Consider the following 18,992-nt stretch of genomic DNA (forward strand, 5'->3'; position numbering starts at 1 on the left):
CGATCGCCATGACCCGAAAACAAGAACAAATCCCAATGCGTGATCCGGATCAATCCAAATTAGAACTGATCGACGCTCGGATCGAAACCCTGGATCGGCGGCTCATTGAACGGATGGAATCTCTTGCAAAAACTGTTGAAGGGTTGGCTGTAAACATGGGGCAGCTTACAGTTCAGGTGAAAACCACGAACCAAAACCTAGATAAATTGGGTGAAAAGATTGATAAGTTGGCTCAAATCGTAGAAACAGATCGGCAAAACGTGAGCCAAATGATTAATCTAGCTGCGCAACAGCAACAAACGATCAATAGCCTTATTCAGCGATTAGCGGCATGAGGTGATCTCCCCTCCCGACCCAGCAAGGCAATTTTTCAAGATAACCAGGAGCAATCTAAGCAATGAAAAGTGCAATCGCACTAATCGCTGAATTCCTTACCTGATATACCTATTTAGCTATTTTTGGAAGTTAGAATAACAACTATTTTATTAAACAACAAAGAAGTTGCTGTTAGTAAAAACTGTGCAAAACTGTTGTTAGTAAAAACTGTGCCAAACTATCGCGTAGCAGCAATTCCACTCAGATTGATCTGAGCGGCTAAGCTCAAAATTTGTATTTTTTCAAATTTACTGGCTGAGAGTGTACACAAATTATTTGAGCTAGACTAACATGAAACTATTAAGCGATTTTGGAGTCGTTATGAAGCGCGAAAGAATTGATACTGGAGAAGCCTTTGGCATCCGCCTTAAAAAAGGCGATCGTGCCAGATTAGAAGCGTTGGCATCTGAAAAGAATGCCAAGCTGAATGCGCTAGTTCGATTAGCTGTGTCTGAATATCTCCAAAAAAATCAAAATGCCGTTGCTTAGTTGGAGCTAAGCAACGGCATTGATTTTTTGTTTTAACCAGCCGGATTTTGATTACTCAAGAGCGTCAGAAACTCGAAATCAAAATGCCGGATCAAGGGGCACTTTTTAGGTGCACAGTTCAATGTTAGCGATTCAGCCTAATAATAGGCAAGTTTTTTATTTTAAAAGTTTTTCTCCGCTTCAGTTCCATTTTAGACCAGAATCACCCCAAACACCACCGGACAATGAGGTGATTCTGGATAGAGCCTCGTTATCGAACGGGGGGATTAAGTGATGAATCCCTTATTCGATCAAGAGTTTCAGGTTTTAATCCAGGGATTCCGTGCGATCGCTCAGATCGAGTCCCCGGTTAAGCGTAGGTTTTCTCTGATCAAGCATTCCTCGTTTTGGGGCATCCCAAAAAGCGAAGCCAAAGCCTTATTTCAGTTGTGGATGCTGGAAAACGGCGATCGGGAAGGGGTGAGCAATGAAAAATAGCCACCACCACGATCGATGCAGACATTGCAATCACGATCGATTTTTACTCTCAAAGAACAAGGGAACCCGACCTTCGACGGGTCGATGGGTTTGCGCTCAGTGCTTCGAGGATCACAAGCAGGTCACGAACTGGAAAGAGTTCAGAAGATTGCGGATTGAAGGCTTTTGCCTTGGCTCACACGGCATGAGCGTCACAGAATTCGGGGGGTATCGCATATGCACCTGAATTCTTTTACCCAAAAAATTAGAGACGAATTTACATATAGAAGTGCGATCGCGCCTTCTATGTATGAATCAAATATCCAGATTGCGTCTGATGTTGAGGTGGGCAGTGGTAATGATGTCAGCACACCGTTACACGATGCTCTGAACTGGAAATACACCAGATTCGGTCGGAAGGTAACGGCAACCCTTCACGGGGCTATTATCCTCAATGCGGATGGCTCACCATGGCAAATTAAATTAAGCGATCCTCGATTCGACAAAGAAAAAGGCAAGATCAAGAAGTACGAGTGCCCAGTCGGATCGGGTGCGACTCCTTACCTGCCTAAAGTACCTTCTGAGATTCGATTAGTGATAGCCTATCGGCTTAAGCTGAAAGTGCCGCTGGAAGGCAGTTTTTGGGACTGGGTGAAGGAGAATCCAGAAGTCCCGATTATCTGGACTGAGGGCGCTAAAAAAGCGCTCTGCTTACTCTCTCACGGGTTTGTTGCGATCGCACTAACGGGCGTTGATGCTGGAGTAAGAAAACAAGAACTCGATGCATTTAGTGCTGGTGCTGATATCCGCAGACTTCACCCTGAAGTTGCTGAGTTTGCTTGCCCAGATCGGAAGCATTACATCGCCTTCGACCAAGACGAGAAAATTCAGACCCGGACTAATGTAGGCTTTTCATTGCTTCGCTTCTCTCAATTACTGGAGAAGGCAAGCAAACAACCTGTATTCGTTACTTCATGGGATTCAAGCCTTGGCAAGGGCGTTGACGATCTAATCGTTGGGCATGGCATTCAAGCCTTTGAATCTGCTTATGAGCAAGCCATGCCTACTAAACCCTGGGCATGGCAATGGGCACACTCCCTTCAGCTCTGGCATCAGCCTGATCTAAGGCTCAATTCCCCAGAGCTCAATATTGACGACTTCCCAACCGATCGCCCAATCATTGCCCTTATCAGTGCCAAAGGTACTGGCAAAACTAAGGCGATCGCCCGTTGCATCAAAAATTCACAGAAGGTGCTGATCCTTACCCATCGTCGGTGTTTAGGGCGATCGCTCTGTAATCGTCTCATGGCTTATTGGTCAGCCGATTTAGATAAGGTCGATGGTAAGTACTTGGACAAAGGCGGATGGGTCGATGTTAGGCGACTAGGCTTATGTGTGGATAGCTTGCTTTCCATTCAGCCTGAACAGTGGAGAGGTTGCGATCTTGTGATCGATGAAGCTGTCCAAGTTTTGTTGCATCTGTTGACATCTTCCACTTGCAGTAAGAATGGAAAGCGATCGGCTCTATTGGCGAGATTGCATTGGCTCGTTAAAGTTGCTGGTCGGATCATCATTGCTGATGCAGATTTGGATTCGGCAACAATCGAATACTTTGAGCGCTTGCGGGGTGAAGATTCTAAGGCATTCCTGATCAAGAATGAATTTAAGTCTGTAGGGTACAATTGCCGATTTGACGTTAGCGACTCACCTGCAAGCGTCATTAGCGAAATCGTTGCAGCAGTTGCAGAAGGGAAACAGGTGTACGTTGCTACAGACAGCAAAAAGACGGCAGAAGCTATTAAGCTTCAATTGCCTGAATCTACAAAGGTAAAGCTGATCGATTCTGATACATCCGGATCTAAAGATTCGATCGATTTCATTTCCAGTATCAACGAGCGGGTTGCTGAGTTCCAGGTAGTCATTGCTACGCCTTCGTTGGCAACTGGCGTGAGTATTGAGCGTGATCACTTTGATATCGTGGTTGGCGTTTTTGACGGCGGCGTCGCCAATGATGGCGATGTTCTTCAAGCAATCGAGCGTGTAAGAGCGAAGGTCGATCGGGTTGTTTGGGTGAGCAAGTCAGGTAACAACTTCTGCCCAGTTTCCCGCTCTTCAGACTCCCAAGAAATCGTCGATCTCCTCAAGCAAAAATTCGACAAGAATACCTGCTTAATTCGCTCGGAGCTGAACCCCGATTTTTTGCCGTTTGTGACGGGTTTTGACTGGAGTGATAACCCCCATCTGACCCTATGGGCGCGATATCAAGCCAATCAGAACCGCGCCATGTGGAGCTTAAGAGATTCGGCATTATCGAGGCTCGAAGCCGAAGGCAACACCGTCACGCTCGACACCCGGAAGGTTAGCCAGCCTGAAAAAGATCAGCTCAAAGCGTCGAAAGACAAGGTTAAAGAGTTACGGATCGATTCGGTTGCAACGGCTCGAATTCTTACGCAGGATGAAGTTGAGGGGCTTGAAGATTTGGAAGTGATTGAATCCCTTGATGATCGGATGGCATTAGAGCGCCATAAAATTTCCCAGTTCTACCAGATTGACTCTGAAGAATTGGAATCATCCATAATCTCTGCCGATCAGCAGGGTAAAAGACGATCGCAGATTGTAAAGCTTGAGATGCTTCTTTACTCAGGTCTTGATGCTCTCAAAGATTGTAAATCGATCGAAAGGCAAGCGTTCTGGAAACAATCCCTATGGATTCCAGATCTAAGCATGGCAACCCTTGAGAATCGATTGAGGCAGCTTACTGGCATCAGAGAGATCTTGATTCCGGGAAAGGCGTACACTGCAACAGACCCAGAACTTCAGAAGTTGGGTGACTTTTTGAGGCTGCATCGAGCCTCTGTCAAAGCTGGCTTAGGTTTTTCAATCCCAGAAATCAAGCTTACTCAGGCTGAGCTAAACAGACCTCAGAAGGAACGGGCGCAGATTATCCGAAAGAAGGAAATCACTCAAAACCTATGGCTATTCAGCCAGGTCTGTAATCAGGTCGGGGTAAAGACGATCTCCAGCCGGAAGGGTAAGAGCAAGATTAGACAGATCGAAATCTGCCAGCAATCTTGGGATGAGTTGATGGAAATCTTAGGCAGAAGGAAGGATCGCTTTTATGCCGATTTACCCGATCTGAGTGTGACAGTTGAGAAACCCGTAGGAGAGGGTGTCACCCCCCCTGTTATTTTGGAAACTGAGCAAGAAACCCAGCAATACCAAGGGTTTAGGGTGGACACCCCCCCTAATAACTCTATATATAACGGAGGGGGTGACACCCCCATTGAGTTGGGTGCTAAAAATCCCTCTCCGAATGTGCCACTTGAAACACCCCCATTTAAGGTGGGCGATCGCGTTCAATGCCCAGATGGAAGGGAAGGGGCGATCGAGGTGATTGACCTGGATGAGGCGCGGGTATCTGGGCACAACTTTGTAAGCTGGTATCTGCTTACAGATCTGCAACCGATCCGAGAAATGGCGATCGCATAGCCCTTATGTAGCACGATCGCCATTAAATCGGGTCAAAATCTTTTCCCAGCCGCAGTCTATCTTTGCCTACTTTGCTGCGTTGGTGTTTATGAGATCCGGGTACAAGATCTGCTGATTGCAGTAAAAATAGCCCCCAGAATTTTCCTCGTTGACACTCTGAGAGCTACAGATATTTATGAAGCTCCTTTATTTTAAGCTGCCTAGCCCCATCTCAGAACAAAATAGCTGCCTAGCCCCCTAAACCCCTGACAAAACCTGACATCTAGAGCTGTATATTTGCCGCAATCAACCCCTAAAAGCATTAACAAACATTAACTTTCAAGGGTCGATTGCGGTGATCGCGTAGCCCTAAAAGATGCTAACTTTTGCTGACATCGGAACCATGTATTTTGTCAAAGAAAATCATAGCAAATCCTAACATTCACACCGTGTGTTCTGTCAGCACCCATCAGCCTAAAATGACAGTAAATGATAAGGTTCAAACCCTATTTTTGCTGATATCACAACTTATAACCATTACGATTAAGACAAAGTGCAATCACACCTGATCTAAGTTACGATATTCGTGAGTTGCATAATTTCCCAAATTATTTAGGGTAAATAATCGTTTTTTCTGGAGAGGTCAAAAAATGGGTGGTTTTGGGAGCGGTCGATACATCCGAAGGATCACGAAAAAACCGACCTTAGACTTAATGCGATCGCTCGACTTTAACGCATTAAAAGACTCTGGGCAGATCGCCCTGATGATGCCGATCTACACATTCAAGGGAGTGCCCTATGAGTTGCACTGGGCAAAGGCAACTCTGGGGGGCATCGGGGTTTTTTCGTTTGTCCTAGGTGCGATCGCCGTTGCACCAAAATCTATCGGCGTTTGAAGCCACTTTTTACCTGTAGGGAGTGCGTTGCTGGGGTTTCCCCGATCGGGGGGGGCGAATTATCGAAATTCCCAGGTGAGCCATCTGGGATACAGGGAGCTGGAATCTGCGGCGCTAAAACTCTCGAAAGCTATGCAAGACCCAGTTTGGTTTTGTCGCTTCTGTGATAGCCTGACTTTCGGTTTAGCGGTCCCACCAAAGAAGCCAAAATTTATGCACAAAACAACCTATGACAAACATTGGAGGCGATTTCAGATCAAAGCCCGTGGCTACGAGTACGAAACGGCTCAGGGGGCTTTGAAGATTATCGAAAAATACTCTTCAGGTATCTAAAGAGTGCCAAAACAGTACCGTCACTTTTTTTTAGTCGATCGCCCTAAGTGATATAAGAGGGCATCAAGAGGGCAAAAGTAGACCCAGAAAGGATCTAAGAGGGATCTGAAAACTTTTTAGGAGAAGGCAACTTTCCCCCACTCCCCCATCATTTTTGTGTGGCACCGATTGTATACAATTTTGACTAGCGCCACACAAAAAGGGCGAGCGTACTATATCCCATCACATCCAAAAGGAAATTGATTAATCGAATAATCAGCAAATCAGTAAATCACTTAACCGATTTGCTGATTATCCACTGCTCTAGCAGTTGTGCGACCAGCTCTGAGAGATCCAGATCCTCATCTATCAGCAGTCGTTTCACCTGCTTGTCAATTGTTTTCGGGACATAAACGCCTATCTGAATATAGTTTGGATCGGAGCGCTTGCCTTTAGCTCTTCCCCTTTTTTTCGGCTCAACAGGTAATGAAGAGCTTTGTATTTCCGGATCAATTCCTCCAGACGATACCCAGCTATCCGCTTGGGGTGTGGGGGCAGTAGGCTTGCTCACTATTTTTCTAGTAGGTTTCACCATGCTTTTAACCCCATCAGCTTCAAAATATCTTTACTCAAAGCCTTGATTTCTTTTGCCGCACTACTCGACTGTGACATTTCCATAACGGTATAGCCAGCTGAGGACTCAGCAAATGCAACTCGTTGGGCGATCGCAGTGGGCAGAACTGGAAACGGGTATTCAGAGAGAGCCGCTGTCATTTCACGTCCGATCGCACTATTACTAATTCTGCGATTAACAATAAAAGCGGCTTTGATATCTGGCTTAAACTGTTCTGCCTCTTGGATAAGAGTAATTGTTTCACCGACTGCCCACACGTCGAACGAAGACGGCTGGACAGGGCATAATACCAGGTCAGATGCAACGATCGCAGATCGAGCCAATGCTGACACACGCGGCGGCGTATCAATAACAGCATGGTCAAAATTTTTCAGCAGTTCAGGCAATTCTTTGTGTAGGGTATTACGAGCCATCCCCACAACAACAAATGGCGGTGGATCTTCTCTGACAGCAGCCCAATTGGATGCACTGCCTTGAGGGTCAGAGTCGATCAGCACAACTCGACACTTAGCTAAGGCGATCGCGTGTGCTAGATGTAAACTCAAAACAGTTTTGCCAGTGCCACCCTTGAGGCTGGCAACAGTTAGGATCATATCGATTAAGTGATTAAGTGATTAAGCAAATAGGCGTTTAACCATTCATCCGGTTAAACGCCTATTTTATGGGTTAATTTTCAAGAGCAGTGAGTCAGTTAATCAAATAATCCCTTAACTGATTAATCAAATAACCGATTATTCGGTTGGCTAAAACCTTTTATCTTTTTTGAGGCATTCACCCAAAAATACTCCTTCCAGAATCGCCTATAACAGGCGATCGCCATGCCCCATATACTGTTCCCATCCTTCGCCTAAAATCGTTTCTAAGCCCCTAAAATCGCGTTTTAAGAGAAATCCTTGTATATCAAGGTTAACAGGCGATCGCCTGTTAATTAGCTAACCGATTCAGTTTTTTCTCCAAGGCACTTACCCGATCTGGCAACGAAGAAATTCTATCGGACTGCTTGCCGAGAGCAGAGGCGATCGCATCGATTAGCCACTCGGATTGGGTGACGCCCAATAAATCGCAAGAGTCCATAATTTGTTTTTCCATTCGTCCGAAACCCGGACAGAAAAAGACTGCTTTTTACTTCCCATTTTGTCTACTCGGTATACGCTGACAATCCTATGCTAATTCGGTTTTTTGTCAGCATTAAGCAAAAATAGGCAAACAACGTAAACAGCGTAGACAAATTAAGTAAAACTTATATATTAACGATAGAATAAGGGTTTCAGCGATCTCCCCTTTCTTTAGATAGATAAGGATTAATTAATCGGCTCACTTTGCTGTGTCTAATCGCTGAAACCCTGATTATGTCGTTTACGAAAAATACAAAAGGTAAATATCCTTGAAAGTAAAATTCAAAGGGCGATCGCCATGGGAGACACAATTTAACCGAGTTTATCAAGGCGTTCATCCGCCTCTTTCAATCGCTCGCCTGCTTCCTTTGCAGTCTGCAAAAAAAACAGCCCCTGAGACCAGACTGAGGTGGACCCAATCGGTTGGACAATTCTGAGGGATCTCTAAGCTCTGAAATGAGAGATCTCCATGTCCATTTTCAAGCTTCTTCTTTAAAGGGCGATCGCGTTTTCCAATAGACAACTTCTGGAGTGCGATACTTCAATGCTTGATGTGGACGCTCTTGATTATACCAATGAAACCATCGTTGGAATTCTTTGCTCAAATGAATTCCGTCTTCAAACGCCATCAAATAAATCAACTCATACTTCAGCGATTCTCCAAAGGAGAGGCTTCGCCAACGCCATAGACGTTCGATAAAGATGTTGTCGTGACAACGTCCTCGACATCCATACTGATCTGGACTCCAGCCGCCTTTAGGCAAGCTGTAAAGGAGTTTGAGGTGAATTGACTGCCTTGATCTGAGTTGAAGATCTTAGGTTTGCCATAAAGGGCGATACGCACTTCGTGCAGGCTTCGCCACCGTCTCCTGGAGTGCCTCCAAACAAAAGGTGACATCGAGCGTGTTAGAGATCCTCCACGAAAGAACTTTACGGCTAAACCAATCCATCATGGCAACCAGGTAAAAATGACCCTTCAAAACTGGCAAATACGTGATTATCAGACGACAGCGACATTGGCGGGTGACGACAGGGGTGGCAGGAGCCACACCTGTCGTCACCCGCCAAGATGCCTGTCATTAATCATTGTCGGATGCACTTCGTACTGGCTGGCCAACTCGGAAACGGTTTTCTCGCCTCGAATAGCTTCCAGGGCGACTTTGGCTTTGAATTGGGAACTGTATTGTTTGCGTTTGTTACTCATGAACTACTCCTACCATCTTGGGTGTCGTTCAGAGCTTAACCCCCTGTCCAATTTTTGAGGACCACTTCAGAATCTAACGGTTCACGTCCGGTTTTGCAGACAAGTCGGGCAGACGACTGTCCGGCTTAGTCTAACTCAACCCCAAAAGCGACCTTTTTGACAGGGTTTTCGACAGGATCAATCAAGTCTGCTGCCCATCAAAGTCTTGTCCTATCAGGTGCCTGTATAAGCGCTTAAAGAACTGCCAGAGGTCCTGATGACTTAACTTCTTGGCGAATTGAAGTAATTGGTCAACGGTGTACACCTTGTCATCAACGGTGTCTGGTAAAGGCCGACAAAGCCTGCGGGTGATCGCATCTTCAATAATCTGCTGCTTCTCTGACGGCGTGCAACGCTCGTAAATTCGCCGTAGGGTCTCAACACTGTGCCCCATCATGTACGCCAATGCCCGTAATTCCGCATCAGACAGACCTACTTGAATTGCCCAGGTAGCCCAAATGTAGCGAAAAGTATGGGGCGTCATTTTCTTGCCAATGAGTCGAAACGAGTTACTGCGAATTGATTTGGCGTAGCCACCATGAGTCATCAGCTCCCCAGACTCTACTCCGACGAAGAGATATCCCCATCGCCACACACACCCATCATCGGCTTGTTCTGTTGTATCGTGAGGGTTGAATTCCGCTCGCCCCTGAGTGATCCATCGGCCCATTTTGCCCTGAAATTCCGGCTTAGTTCCTTGATAGAGTCGGCGCGTTGGAAAAGGCCCTGGTAGCCACAGCCCCTCGAGATATTCTTCTAGATAGTCATAAAGGCAGCGACCATCGTGAAATTGGCGATTGGGCAAAATGACCTGAAACCGTCCATGCTTCCGCTTCGTTTTGTAGCCCTGAATGTCCCTCACCCAAACCCCATCGGGATAGTGTCTGCCACAAAATTGATAGGTACGATACAGGTAAACATCGGTGACCTTTCTGCGCCGGTTCTGCTCCCGGACTGAATCAGGGGGCAGTGGATAATAGCACCCCTCAGCCGGCACCTGATGAGGTCTCGTGACCGGACAACTAAGAGCAATACGCGTATTGCGGTCGTCTTGGGAGCGCCGTGGAGGATTGATGGCAATCAAAGCGAGTTTGAGAAAGTTCTGGTATTTGTGGGCCAGGTGGTGGGGTTTCTGAAATTCTCCCCGATAATTGCGCGGTAGACACTCCTGACGAATCGGCTCCACCACCTTTTCCTGCACGATCTCTAACGCCGTCATGCCCTCTGGCGTGTCGGGCCACTTTTTACTCCAGTCAGCAACGGATTCTCCGCCTTCCATCCATTCATCAAGTTCTTGGAAAACAACTTGGAAGTATTTCTGTAAGGACCTAAATATAGGCAGATGGTCATACTCATTCTCCGTTTCCACCCAATGGGCGTACTGTACGCGCCCAATGGCCTTGACAGCACTCAAGATTCCTTTCCAGGTATGAGGACTATAAGACTGCATCACATGGTGTAAGAACTCCTGATAGTTGCACAGCATCGTCTCAAGCTCAAGTTGGAGCTCTCGCCACGCTTCTTTTTGGGCAACTGCACTGAGAGAAAGCAGTTCAGCCTTATCGATGCGCGGGAAAATCAAGTCAATGCTGAGTTCTGCCTCCGGAATGCCTTCATGGTTTTTAAGCCAACCCAAGATACGGTAAATGCAAGTTAAGTACCGGTTTGCAGCCGTATCTGAGATCGCGTCGAATGTCCGTCCCGGTTGGTGAATTTTCACCAAAAAATCAAAGGTTCGCCTTCGCCATTGTTGAATACGTACCGGTGCATCCTCTAATGTAAGCGCATAGGCTTTATAAAGGCCACGGCGTTCGGTTAGGTAAACATTATCCATTTCTCCGTAAATATTTTGCCGCTTAGGACCGCACTGAGCCTGGATCTCAAGAGATTGTGCTCGGCAGAGTGGCCAGTAGCCACTCGCCTCTGACCAAGCGATCCACTTGCGCACCCGCGCTGAATAGGTCCTAAAGCTCGCCTGACTGAGTCCGAGACCATCCTCTACTTCATTGAGCAGTTTGAGGGCTTTCGGGAAGAGGCTCACCGGTAATGATTCCATATAGGCGAACGCTCGCTGTTTATCTTCAGCCGTCAGCTTGCGACCAGCCGATTTATGAGAGAAATCTAACAGTTCGAGAAAAATCCGAATCACGCCAGATTCAGTTTCGCTAATGAGCTGCTTAGCCTGTTTTTCAGGTAACTCATTTCTAATCTCAGCGAAGTATTCCTGTAGTGATTTATAGCAGTTACTTTCGTTGCTCATAATAAACCTCAAGATGGTGAGTAAAAAAGGGTGAATGTGGCGCAAAACCCGTCATAATTGCTGCATGTAATGCACGTAATAAATAATCAAGATGAGTCTATTTTTATAGAGTCTATGGATTTATTATTCAAGCTTACTTTTTTCATGAAACCGATGATTTTTGATTCCTATAGTCGTCAACAATGTAATAATTGCAAATAGCTTGATGGCTATAGATTGCAGTCATTTTTACTAAAATAAAAGCAATAAAATTCAAGCTCTTAGCTCAATAAAAAGTGAGCTGTAATAAATGCTAAGACCCTATGGTTTTAGGTTTATTACAGTAGATTATTTTTGCTAACAATCTGAATATTTCCCAGCCCAAGCTGTGCGATGAATTCTCGTCTGGTAATGCCTGCTTGGTTGGCCAGTTCATCAAGACCTTGGACGCTAGTAACTGTTAATGAAAAACAGCGAGGCGTTTGAGTTCTTGCCTCTTTTTGATTACCTTGATTGATGGCTCGGGCTGTGATTTTGACCGTGATAATCTGTCTGCCAACTTGCTCTAGCAGTTCACTCCTAGAAAGGCTGAATTGTTCGGATAGCGCAGTGATGCCATCCGAACTCTGCTCAGTGAGACGGGCATAAAACCGCTCCTTGACAGTTTCGTAGAGCTCTGGGACTCCGCGCATCGATTTATGCCCTGTCAACGCTTTTTTACGTTGATGAGGACGACGGGATCTATTTGAATTTTTTCTATTAGGTAGCATCCTAATTCCTGAAAGCTGCCATTTACAGGAAAAAGGATCTAGCCCTACTTGAAGCGGTTTTAGGTAATCTATTAAGTTAAGTTAAGCTATCGCCAGTACCATCGTATGTATCCACCAAGATCGACATCAGCCTCGACAGGTTGTGGTGAACTGGTGACTTTGTATTTGTAGGGTTGCCCATTGCGCCACTGTAAATCGTCCAAATAGGCATCTTTATGTTTACGGATGGATTTAGCGTAGTCTTCAAGTTCAGCGCTATAGGGTTTACTCCTCAAAGCCAAGATGATTTGTCCATACAAGCCGTTTTGTCCTAGATACGCAGTGAAAGCGGCTGCGTCTTCTTGGTAGGGGCGACGCAATCCCTTTTGAACTTGTTTACCAGCCAACCAAGGTCTATCCTCAATCAGATAACTTTTGATCTGTAGATATTCCTTTTGCTGATCCTGAGACAGTCCATTAATTTCATGGCTTGCTGGACCAATTTTCCAGCCAGTCTGACAGGTTTCTTTTTCAATCGCTTTGAACAATAACCAGGGGGTTGAAAAGATCTGCTGCTGTATCCTGTCAAAGCTGTTGGTTCTCAGGTACTCGAAGTTATCTACGATTGCTTTATACAACGCTAAATTTGATTCTGCGGCATGAACCGCATTCTTAAAGCTCTGTTCAGAAAGATACTGACGTAAGCGATCAATGTTCTCTTGAAGTAGGTCATTAGGTAACTTGGACAGCTTTTGGGCAAAAAGTAAACCTTGCGCTTGCCAAAGATAGTGGATTGTTTTTAACCAAAAGCGTTGGTTTTGATTGGTCGGGATAATGCCACACTGCCTTGGAATTGCACCGATTTCTTTCGCTATTTGATACGTTTCCCGGCCTGCTTCGGTGTCTGGGAAATAAGCTTCAACAAACGGGATCCAATTCCTACGGATGAGCAAGCGCACATCATCTTGCCGTGCTAACTGCTGCCAAGCTTGTAACGCGGAAACGACTTCAGGACACCTTTGAAGACGCTCTTTAGGCAATAAGAGGTGTCTCTGCGGCACCAGTAAGAGTGGGATTTCTTGTAGAGCCGGAGGGCATATAAGGTGCTGGGCAATCCAGTCCCGTTGCTCGAAAAGGCTCAGGGACTCAAACTCAAAGGCTGAATTGGAGTAGGTGTGCTGTTTAGCCGCCATAGCCAACTACGAGGAAAGCCGCCAATTAACTGTCAGAACAATTGTACTTCACTTGTTGTTGGCATCCTTGAAGCGAACGCGCAACGAGGAGTGATTGAAAGGTGTGGCAGATGCGGGTCTTACTTGGTTTGAATGCCAATCCCATCTTTCCTAACCACTTGCCCAGTAGCTGTTGAGTGTGTTCAATGACCTGCCGTTCCGGATGGATAACCAACAGATCATCGGCATAGGAGAGCAATCGACATAAAATATTTGAGGTAGTGTTGTCTGATCCATCCTTACATCTTTAGGACTACCAGTTTGCGATCCTGTCTGCGATCTAGATACCGCCAAAAATAGCTTCGCTTCAAAATGGATAAAATCGAGATCAGAACGGGGAATGCTTAAGATCTCATTCAGCACCGCATCAGCCCGTTCTAGTTTAAGTGAACCGCGATTGCCTATGAAACTTCTGCTGATTGAAGATGACCAACTTATAGGTTCGGTGCTGGCTGAGCTACTGACTGCCCAACACTATATGGTTAACATAGCAACGGATGGACAAACAGGGCTGGAGTTAGCCAGAGAGTTTGCCTATGACTTGATTGTGCTAGATGTATCGCTGCCAAAACTGGATGGACTGAGTGTCTGCAAGCAGTTACGGGCAGAGGGTTACCAGTATCCAATTTTGCTGTTGACGGCTAATGCGGGTAGTAATGAGCGCGTTATAGGATTAGATGCAGGAGCCAATGATTATGTGGTCAAGCCTTTCGATCCACCGGAGCTACTGGCGCGTGTGCGTGCCTTATTACGGCGGGAAGCTGCTACCACCTCGGTCTTGATTTGGGAAAATGTACACCTTGATACGGTCAGTAACAAAGTCGCCTGTAATGGCGAGTCAGTGAGGCTCACCCACAAAGAATATTGCCTGTTGGAACTATTCTTGCTCAATCCCAAACGCATTTTTAGCCGCAGTGCCATGCTCGATCGCTTGTGGGACTTTGCCGAACCGCCGGGAGAAGAAACCGTCAGCACTCACATTAAATGCTTGCGCCAAAAACTTAAAGCGGCAGGTGCCGCAGACTTAATTGAGACGGTTTACGGCTTGGGCTATCGACTCAGAACGCCAGCTCAGGCAGTAGAACCCTCCACTTTAGCCTTCACGGGGAAGCAAAGGGAAGTCAAACTTCAAACGGCTGTGACAATAACGTCTACAGTCTGGAATAAGTACCGGGACAAGATCTTGGCACAGGTCATGGTCATAGAGACGGCTGCGCAAGCCTTGACGAGCGCTCAACTTAGCCCAGTAGATCGACAGTATGCCCAGCAGGAGGCACATAAATTAGCTGGATCGCTCGGTATTTTTGGTTTCATGGCTGGGTCGCAGTTAGCGCAAGAGTTGGAGGTGTTGCTGCACCCAGCGGTGACGTTGACGGCAGTACAGGTGCAACACATCGACAAGCTGGCGGCATCCTTGCGGCAGATGCTGGAGCAGCCTCAGCCAACCCCTCTAACGCTAGAGACAAGCGCCTATGCTCCGTTAATTTTGATAATTGATGATGACTTAATGTTGGCAGAATGGGTCAGACTTGAAGCGATCACATGGGGGCTGCGAGTTGAAGTCGCGACTGATTTGACCGTTGCCCGCAAAGCGATCGCCCAGTCTCCCCCAAATATAATTTTGCTGGACTTGAATTTTCCGGGTGCAGAGAATGGGTTTATGCTGCTGCGGGAATTGATGCAGCGATCGCCCAAAATTCCGGTACTGGCATTCACGGGACAGGGCGATTTAGCCAGCCGCTTAGAAGTAGTACGGTTGGGAGGCTGTGTCTTCTTGCAAAAACCATTGCCAACCTATGAAATTCTGAAAGCCGTGACGGATGTGTTGCATCAAATGCAAGTATCGCATCACAATCGGGTGCTGGTGGTGGATGACGATGGCGCGATCGCAGCCAACCTGACGCACCTATTGCAACCTTTTGGGGTAGAGGTCACTAGCTTGAGTGACCCCCAGCAGTTTTGGCAAGTGCTGACAGCCACCACTCCTAACCTGCTATTGCTAGACCTGGAAATGCCAGGTTTTCATGGTGTGGAGTTGTGCCAAGCAGTACGAAGTGACCCTCAGTGGCAGCGATTGCCGATTTTGTTTCTGTCTGCACATACCTCAGCGGAGGCAATCGAACGTGCCTTCACCGCTGGGGCTGACGACTACCTGAGTAAAGACATGACGGCTACAGATTTAGCCCCGCGAATCATACACCGCTTAAAGCGCAGCGGGTTTCAAACTGAGTAGCAGTGGGGAGTATCCATGCGTTCTACGATCGACCGTCGATTGCCTCCTTATGGGGTAGCGATTGCTTCTACAGTGGTCGCGGTACTGCTTTCCTTGTGGCTACAGCCCTTTCTGGAGCGCACCATAGGCGCATTCTTTTATCTTGCTGTGATCGTCACTAGCTTGTATGGTGGCTTTCGACCAGGCATGGTGACGATCGTCCTCTCGACTCTCGCAATCAACTATTTTTTCATACCACCCCTTTACCAATTCACAACGGCTGCTCCCACCGATATCCTACAATTGGGGATCTTTGCGCTGGTGTCCTTTGTCCTCAACCTGCTCAACAGCGCTTTACGGCAAAGCAAAGCCACGATTGAGCAACTCAGTCGGCAGTCAATTCAGGAAAGTCACTATCGTCTGCAAATGGCATTAGCCGCTGCCCAGATGGGGTTGTGGGATTGGAACATTGTCACCGGGGAAATTGTTTGGTCACCAGAGCACGAACAGTTGTTTGGCTTCGTGCCCGGCAGCTTCGATGGTCGGTATGAAACCTTTGAGGCTCGACTGCATCCAGACGATCGCGCCATCCTCAGCGAGGCGATCCAGCAAGCGCTACATCACCGTACCCTTTATCAGCATGAGTATCGCGTGATCTGGACGGATGGAAGCATTCATTGGCTGGAAGGCAGAGGGCAGGCAGCCTATAACGAAGCAGGACAAGCGGTGCGAATGTCCGGCACGATTATGAATATTGACCAGCGCAAACAGGCAGCAATAGCGCTTACTCGCAGTGAACAGCAACTCCGCGCCATTTTTGAGGCTGAACCCGAATGCGTCAAGATTGTCTCAGCCGACGGTGTGGTAGAGCAGATGAATCCTGCGGGACTTGCCATGATCGAAGCCGATCGTCTAGAGCAGGTACGTGGGCAGAATGTTTGTCCACTCATCGCCCCTGCCCACCAACAGGCATTTCTAGCGTTTATCCATCAGGTCGCTGAAGGAAAACCAGGCATCTTAGAGTTTGAAATTATTGGCTTCCGGGGCACTCGCTGTTGGTTAGAGTCTCATGCTGTGCCCTTACACTTTCCCGGTGAAGCAACAACACAGGTTCTAGCCGTCACACGCGATATTACTGAGCAGAAGCGATCAGAAGCAGAAATCAAGCAGCTCAATGCTGATCTGGAACAACGGGTTGCCGAACGCACCTTTGCACTCCAACAATCAAATCTACTCTTGAATAGCTTTTTCAACGCAGCGTCTTCGGCGGCAATCGGTCTTTGCATTCATGACCATGATCTGCGCTTTCTGCGGATCAATGCAACCCTTGCTGCTATTAATGGGCAGCCTGTAGAAAAGCATATTGGTCGCACTGTTGCCGAAATTTTGCCCCACATGGCACCCATTGTTGAACCCTTGTTTCACCGCATCCTTGCCACTGGACAGCCCATTCTCAATCTAGAAGTTTCAGGCGAAGTGCCGAGTCAACCTGGACTAGTACGGCATTGGTTAGCCTCCTACTTTCCCATTTTGGATGCAACCAATGCGGTAAATGCTATCGGCGTGATTGTGGTTGAAATCAGCGATCGCAAACGCACTGAGGCAGCCTTAACCGCATCCCAGGCAAGATTCGCTGGCATTGTAGACATCGCGAATGATGCCATTATTTCGATTGATGCACAACAACAAATCACCTTATTTAATAAAGGAGCCGAGAAGGTTTTTGGCTACGCAGCGGCAGAAGTCGTGGGTCAGCCGTTGAGCCTGCTTTTACCAGAACGCTTTGCCCATAGCCATCCGCGCCACATCAGCGGTTTTATGCAAGCGCCTGAAATTGCTCGACAAATGGGAGAGCGCAGTGAGCTTTCTGGTCGCCGTAAAGATGGCAGTGAGTTTCCTGCTGAAGCCTCGATTTCTAGTTTGACGCTGGGCAACGAACGCATTTTTACAGCCATTCTGCGAGACATTAGCGATCGCAAACAAGCTGAAGCCACTCAAGCCCGCCTCGCTGCGATTGTTGCCTCCTCGCAAGATGCCATCATCAGCAAAACATTAGATGGTGTAATTGTCAGTTGGAATGCCAGCGCTGAGAAACTATTTGGCTACTCAGCCGCAGATGCGATCGGTCAGCCTATTGGGTTGATCATTCCTGTAGACCGCCTGGATGAGGAAGCGCAGCTCTTAACCCAAATCCGTCAGGGAGAATCAATTCAGCAATACGAAACAGTCCGCCAGCACAAAGACGGCACGATGGTTGACATTGCACTCACGCTTTCGCCCGTAAAAGATGCCAAAGGCACCATTATCGGTACTTCCAAAATTGTTCGCGACATCACCGAGCAACGTGCCTTAGACCGCATGAAAACCGAGTTTATCTCCATCGTCAGTCACGAACTCCGCACCCCACTAACTGCCATTCGCGGCTCGCTGGGGTTAATCTTGCGGGGAGTTTATGACAAAAAGCCTGACAAAAAACACCGGATGATTGAAATTGCCGCTGAACAGAGCGATCGCCTGGTGCGCCTGGTCAACGACATCCTCGACCTGCAACGGCTAGAATCCGGCAGCATGAAACTCGCCCTGCAAGCCTGCGATGCCGCTGCCCTGATGCGGCAAGCTGCCGACGCGATGCGAGTCTATGCCGAAGCACACCAGGTTTACCTCAACGTTACGCCCCTACCCCTCTCCGTGTGGGCAGCCCCCGATGCCATTATCCAGATCCTCACCAACCTCTTAAGCAACGCAATCAAATTCTCTGATGCAGGCAGCAAGATCGATCTTGCTGTAGCCGTGATGGAGTCAGACAAGCAGGGCGGTAGCAGCGTTGATGTCGTAGGGCGAAACCCACCTTCAACCGCTTTGTCCTCCTCCTCCCCCCATCCTCATGCTGTCTTCTCAGTCCAAGACCAGGGGCGCGGTATTCCCGCAGAGAAGCTAGAAACTGTGTTTGGACGCTTTCAGCAAGTTGATGCGTCTGACTCCCGTGACAAAGGCGGTACGGGACTCGGCTTGGCGATCTGTCGCCAAATTGTGGAGCAGCACGGTGGGTGCATTTGGGTCGAGAGCGTGTTAGGGAAAGGAAGTACATTTTACTTTACTTTGCCGCTGGTGGCAGAGGACGTAGGAGCGAAGGAAACACTATGACAGCCAAACGGGTGCTCGTGATCGACGATGAAGCGATGATTCTGGAAGTGATCCAGGGTTGTCTGGAGGAATTGGGTGGGATGGAAGTCTTAACGGCAGCGTCAGGGGTCGAGGGCTTGCAGGCAGCTCAAACCGCTTTACCCGACGGCATTTTGCTGGATGTGTCAATGCCAGGTATGGATGGGTTGGAAGTACTGCGGCAGTTGCAGGCAAATGCTGTCACGCGATCAATTCCTGTGGTGCTGCTGACTGCCAGAGTGCAACCAGAAGATCGGGCGAAATTTGCTCAAGCAGGCGTTGCAGGGGTTATTTTAAAGCCCTTTGACCCGATCGCCCTGGTAGATCAGGTGGCAGCAGTCTTTGAGTGGATGCTGTGACGGTCAGCAATGATTCATACCTGACTTCAAAGTTTCCTCAAACTCTTTCTC

General features: G+C 47.6%; 16 protein-coding genes and 1 pseudogene. 8 read left to right on the forward strand and 9 right to left on the reverse strand.

All coding sequences use genetic code 11. From position 1 onward, the window contains the following. Positions 1 to 8: 8 nt before the first annotated feature. The 5 genes from ACR6Z4_RS23185 (at position 9) to ACR6Z4_RS23205 (ending at position 5,684) form a co-directional block, all read left to right on the forward strand. On the forward strand, positions 9 to 335 hold the full coding sequence (locus ACR6Z4_RS23185) for a hypothetical protein (RefSeq protein WP_479719703.1): 327 nt from the start codon (positions 9 to 11) through the stop codon (positions 333 to 335). A 361-nt stretch (positions 336 to 696) separates the two neighbouring features. Continuing rightward, positions 697 to 864, forward strand: a complete 168-nt coding sequence (locus ACR6Z4_RS23190) for a hypothetical protein (RefSeq protein WP_479719704.1) — start codon at positions 697 to 699, stop codon at positions 862 to 864. Between the two features lie 273 nt (positions 865 to 1,137). After that, positions 1,138 to 1,341, forward strand: coding sequence for a hypothetical protein (locus ACR6Z4_RS23195; protein ID WP_479719705.1), 204 nt, complete (start codon positions 1,138 to 1,140; stop codon positions 1,339 to 1,341). A 216-nt stretch (positions 1,342 to 1,557) separates the two neighbouring features. Beyond that, complete coding sequence (locus ACR6Z4_RS23200) at positions 1,558 to 4,809, forward strand: plasmid replication protein, CyRepA1 family (RefSeq protein WP_479719706.1); 3,252 nt, start codon at positions 1,558 to 1,560, stop codon at positions 4,807 to 4,809. A gap of 629 nt (positions 4,810 to 5,438) precedes the next feature. Further along, positions 5,439 to 5,684 carry a hypothetical protein gene (locus tag ACR6Z4_RS23205; RefSeq protein ID WP_479719707.1) on the forward strand — a complete coding sequence of 82 codons (246 nt, stop codon included), beginning with the start codon at positions 5,439 to 5,441 and terminating at the stop codon, positions 5,682 to 5,684. 604 nt (positions 5,685 to 6,288) lie between these two features. On the opposite strand, the gene ACR6Z4_RS23210 is transcribed toward ACR6Z4_RS23205, so the two are convergent. From ACR6Z4_RS23210 to ACR6Z4_RS23250, 9 genes and pseudogenes are all read right to left on the reverse strand, one after another. Beyond that, a complete protein-coding gene (locus ACR6Z4_RS23210) occupies positions 6,289 to 6,591 on the reverse strand; it encodes a hypothetical protein (RefSeq protein WP_479719708.1) in 303 nt (100 codons plus the stop codon). Then, positions 6,585 to 7,223 carry a ParA family partition ATPase gene (gene parA, locus ACR6Z4_RS23215; RefSeq protein WP_479719709.1) on the reverse strand — a complete coding sequence of 213 codons (639 nt, stop codon included), beginning with the start codon at positions 7,221 to 7,223 and terminating at the stop codon, positions 6,585 to 6,587. The genes ACR6Z4_RS23210 and parA overlap by 7 nt, the downstream gene beginning before the upstream one ends. 331 nt (positions 7,224 to 7,554) lie before the next feature. Further along, positions 7,555 to 7,704, reverse strand: a complete 150-nt coding sequence (locus tag ACR6Z4_RS23220; protein WP_479719710.1) for a hypothetical protein — start codon at positions 7,702 to 7,704, stop codon at positions 7,555 to 7,557. A 520-nt stretch (positions 7,705 to 8,224) separates the two neighbouring features. After that, positions 8,225 to 8,743, reverse strand: a pseudogene (locus ACR6Z4_RS23225) (transposase); the annotation flags it as partial. Positions 8,744 to 8,802: 59 nt separating this feature from the next. Continuing rightward, positions 8,803 to 8,949, reverse strand: coding sequence for a transposase (locus ACR6Z4_RS23230; RefSeq protein WP_479719711.1), 147 nt, complete (start codon positions 8,947 to 8,949; stop codon positions 8,803 to 8,805). Positions 8,950 to 9,130: 181 nt separating this feature from the next. After that, positions 9,131 to 11,248 carry a hypothetical protein gene (locus tag ACR6Z4_RS23235; RefSeq protein WP_479719712.1) on the reverse strand — a complete coding sequence of 706 codons (2,118 nt, stop codon included), beginning with the start codon at positions 11,246 to 11,248 and terminating at the stop codon, positions 9,131 to 9,133. 317 nt (positions 11,249 to 11,565) lie between these two features. Next, on the reverse strand, positions 11,566 to 11,997 hold the full coding sequence (locus ACR6Z4_RS23240) for a hypothetical protein (RefSeq protein WP_479719713.1): 432 nt from the start codon (positions 11,995 to 11,997) through the stop codon (positions 11,566 to 11,568). An 86-nt stretch (positions 11,998 to 12,083) separates the two neighbouring features. After that, positions 12,084 to 13,169, reverse strand: coding sequence for a hypothetical protein (locus ACR6Z4_RS23245; protein WP_479719714.1), 1,086 nt, complete (start codon positions 13,167 to 13,169; stop codon positions 12,084 to 12,086). 25 nt (positions 13,170 to 13,194) lie between these two features. Further along, a complete protein-coding gene (locus ACR6Z4_RS23250; protein WP_479719715.1) occupies positions 13,195 to 13,407 on the reverse strand; it encodes a reverse transcriptase domain-containing protein in 213 nt (70 codons plus the stop codon). A 204-nt stretch (positions 13,408 to 13,611) separates the two neighbouring features. Here ACR6Z4_RS23250 and ACR6Z4_RS23255 point away from each other — a divergent pair, with 204 nt between their 5' ends. From ACR6Z4_RS23255 to ACR6Z4_RS23265, 3 genes are read left to right on the forward strand one after another with little or no spacing between them, the layout of a single operon-like run. Next, positions 13,612 to 15,441, forward strand: a complete 1,830-nt coding sequence (locus tag ACR6Z4_RS23255) for a response regulator (protein WP_479719716.1) — start codon at positions 13,612 to 13,614, stop codon at positions 15,439 to 15,441. Between the two features lie 15 nt (positions 15,442 to 15,456). Continuing rightward, positions 15,457 to 18,564: a PAS domain S-box protein gene (locus ACR6Z4_RS23260; protein ID WP_479719717.1), complete on the forward strand. Its 3,108-nt coding sequence runs from the start codon at positions 15,457 to 15,459 to the stop codon at positions 18,562 to 18,564. Then, a complete protein-coding gene (locus ACR6Z4_RS23265) occupies positions 18,561 to 18,941 on the forward strand; it encodes a response regulator (RefSeq protein ID WP_479719718.1) in 381 nt (126 codons plus the stop codon). Before ACR6Z4_RS23260 ends, ACR6Z4_RS23265 begins: the two co-directional genes overlap by 4 nt. Positions 18,942 to 18,992 lie beyond the last annotated feature (51 nt).

Source organism: Calyptranema fuscum S582 (assembly GCF_055793305.1).

Bases quoted from the DNA above. Each gene is read 5' to 3' on its own strand.
- ACR6Z4_RS23220 (WP_479719710.1), bottom strand. From the start codon at position 7,704: ATGGACTCTTGCGATTTATTGGGCGTCACCCAATCCGAGTGGCTAATC.
- ACR6Z4_RS23260 (WP_479719717.1), top strand. From the start codon at position 15,457: ATGCGTTCTACGATCGACCGTCGATTGCCTCCTTATGGGGTAGCGATT.
- ACR6Z4_RS23210 (WP_479719708.1), bottom strand. From the start codon at position 6,591: ATGGTGAAACCTACTAGAAAAATAGTGAGCAAGCCTACTGCCCCCACA.
- ACR6Z4_RS23245 (WP_479719714.1), bottom strand. From the start codon at position 13,169: ATGGCGGCTAAACAGCACACCTACTCCAATTCAGCCTTTGAGTTTGAG.
- ACR6Z4_RS23200 (WP_479719706.1), top strand. From the start codon at position 1,558: ATGCACCTGAATTCTTTTACCCAAAAAATTAGAGACGAATTTACATAT.
- ACR6Z4_RS23265 (WP_479719718.1), top strand. From the start codon at position 18,561: ATGACAGCCAAACGGGTGCTCGTGATCGACGATGAAGCGATGATTCTG.
- ACR6Z4_RS23230 (WP_479719711.1), bottom strand. From the start codon at position 8,949: ATGAGTAACAAACGCAAACAATACAGTTCCCAATTCAAAGCCAAAGTC.
- ACR6Z4_RS23205 (WP_479719707.1), top strand. From the start codon at position 5,439: ATGGGTGGTTTTGGGAGCGGTCGATACATCCGAAGGATCACGAAAAAA.
- ACR6Z4_RS23190 (WP_479719704.1), top strand. From the start codon at position 697: ATGAAGCGCGAAAGAATTGATACTGGAGAAGCCTTTGGCATCCGCCTT.
- ACR6Z4_RS23235 (WP_479719712.1), bottom strand. From the start codon at position 11,248: ATGAGCAACGAAAGTAACTGCTATAAATCACTACAGGAATACTTCGCT.
- ACR6Z4_RS23255 (WP_479719716.1), top strand. From the start codon at position 13,612: ATGAAACTTCTGCTGATTGAAGATGACCAACTTATAGGTTCGGTGCTG.
- parA (WP_479719709.1), bottom strand. From the start codon at position 7,223: ATGATCCTAACTGTTGCCAGCCTCAAGGGTGGCACTGGCAAAACTGTT.
- ACR6Z4_RS23195 (WP_479719705.1), top strand. From the start codon at position 1,138: ATGAATCCCTTATTCGATCAAGAGTTTCAGGTTTTAATCCAGGGATTC.
- ACR6Z4_RS23240 (WP_479719713.1), bottom strand. From the start codon at position 11,997: ATGCTACCTAATAGAAAAAATTCAAATAGATCCCGTCGTCCTCATCAA.
- ACR6Z4_RS23185 (WP_479719703.1), top strand. From the start codon at position 9: ATGACCCGAAAACAAGAACAAATCCCAATGCGTGATCCGGATCAATCC.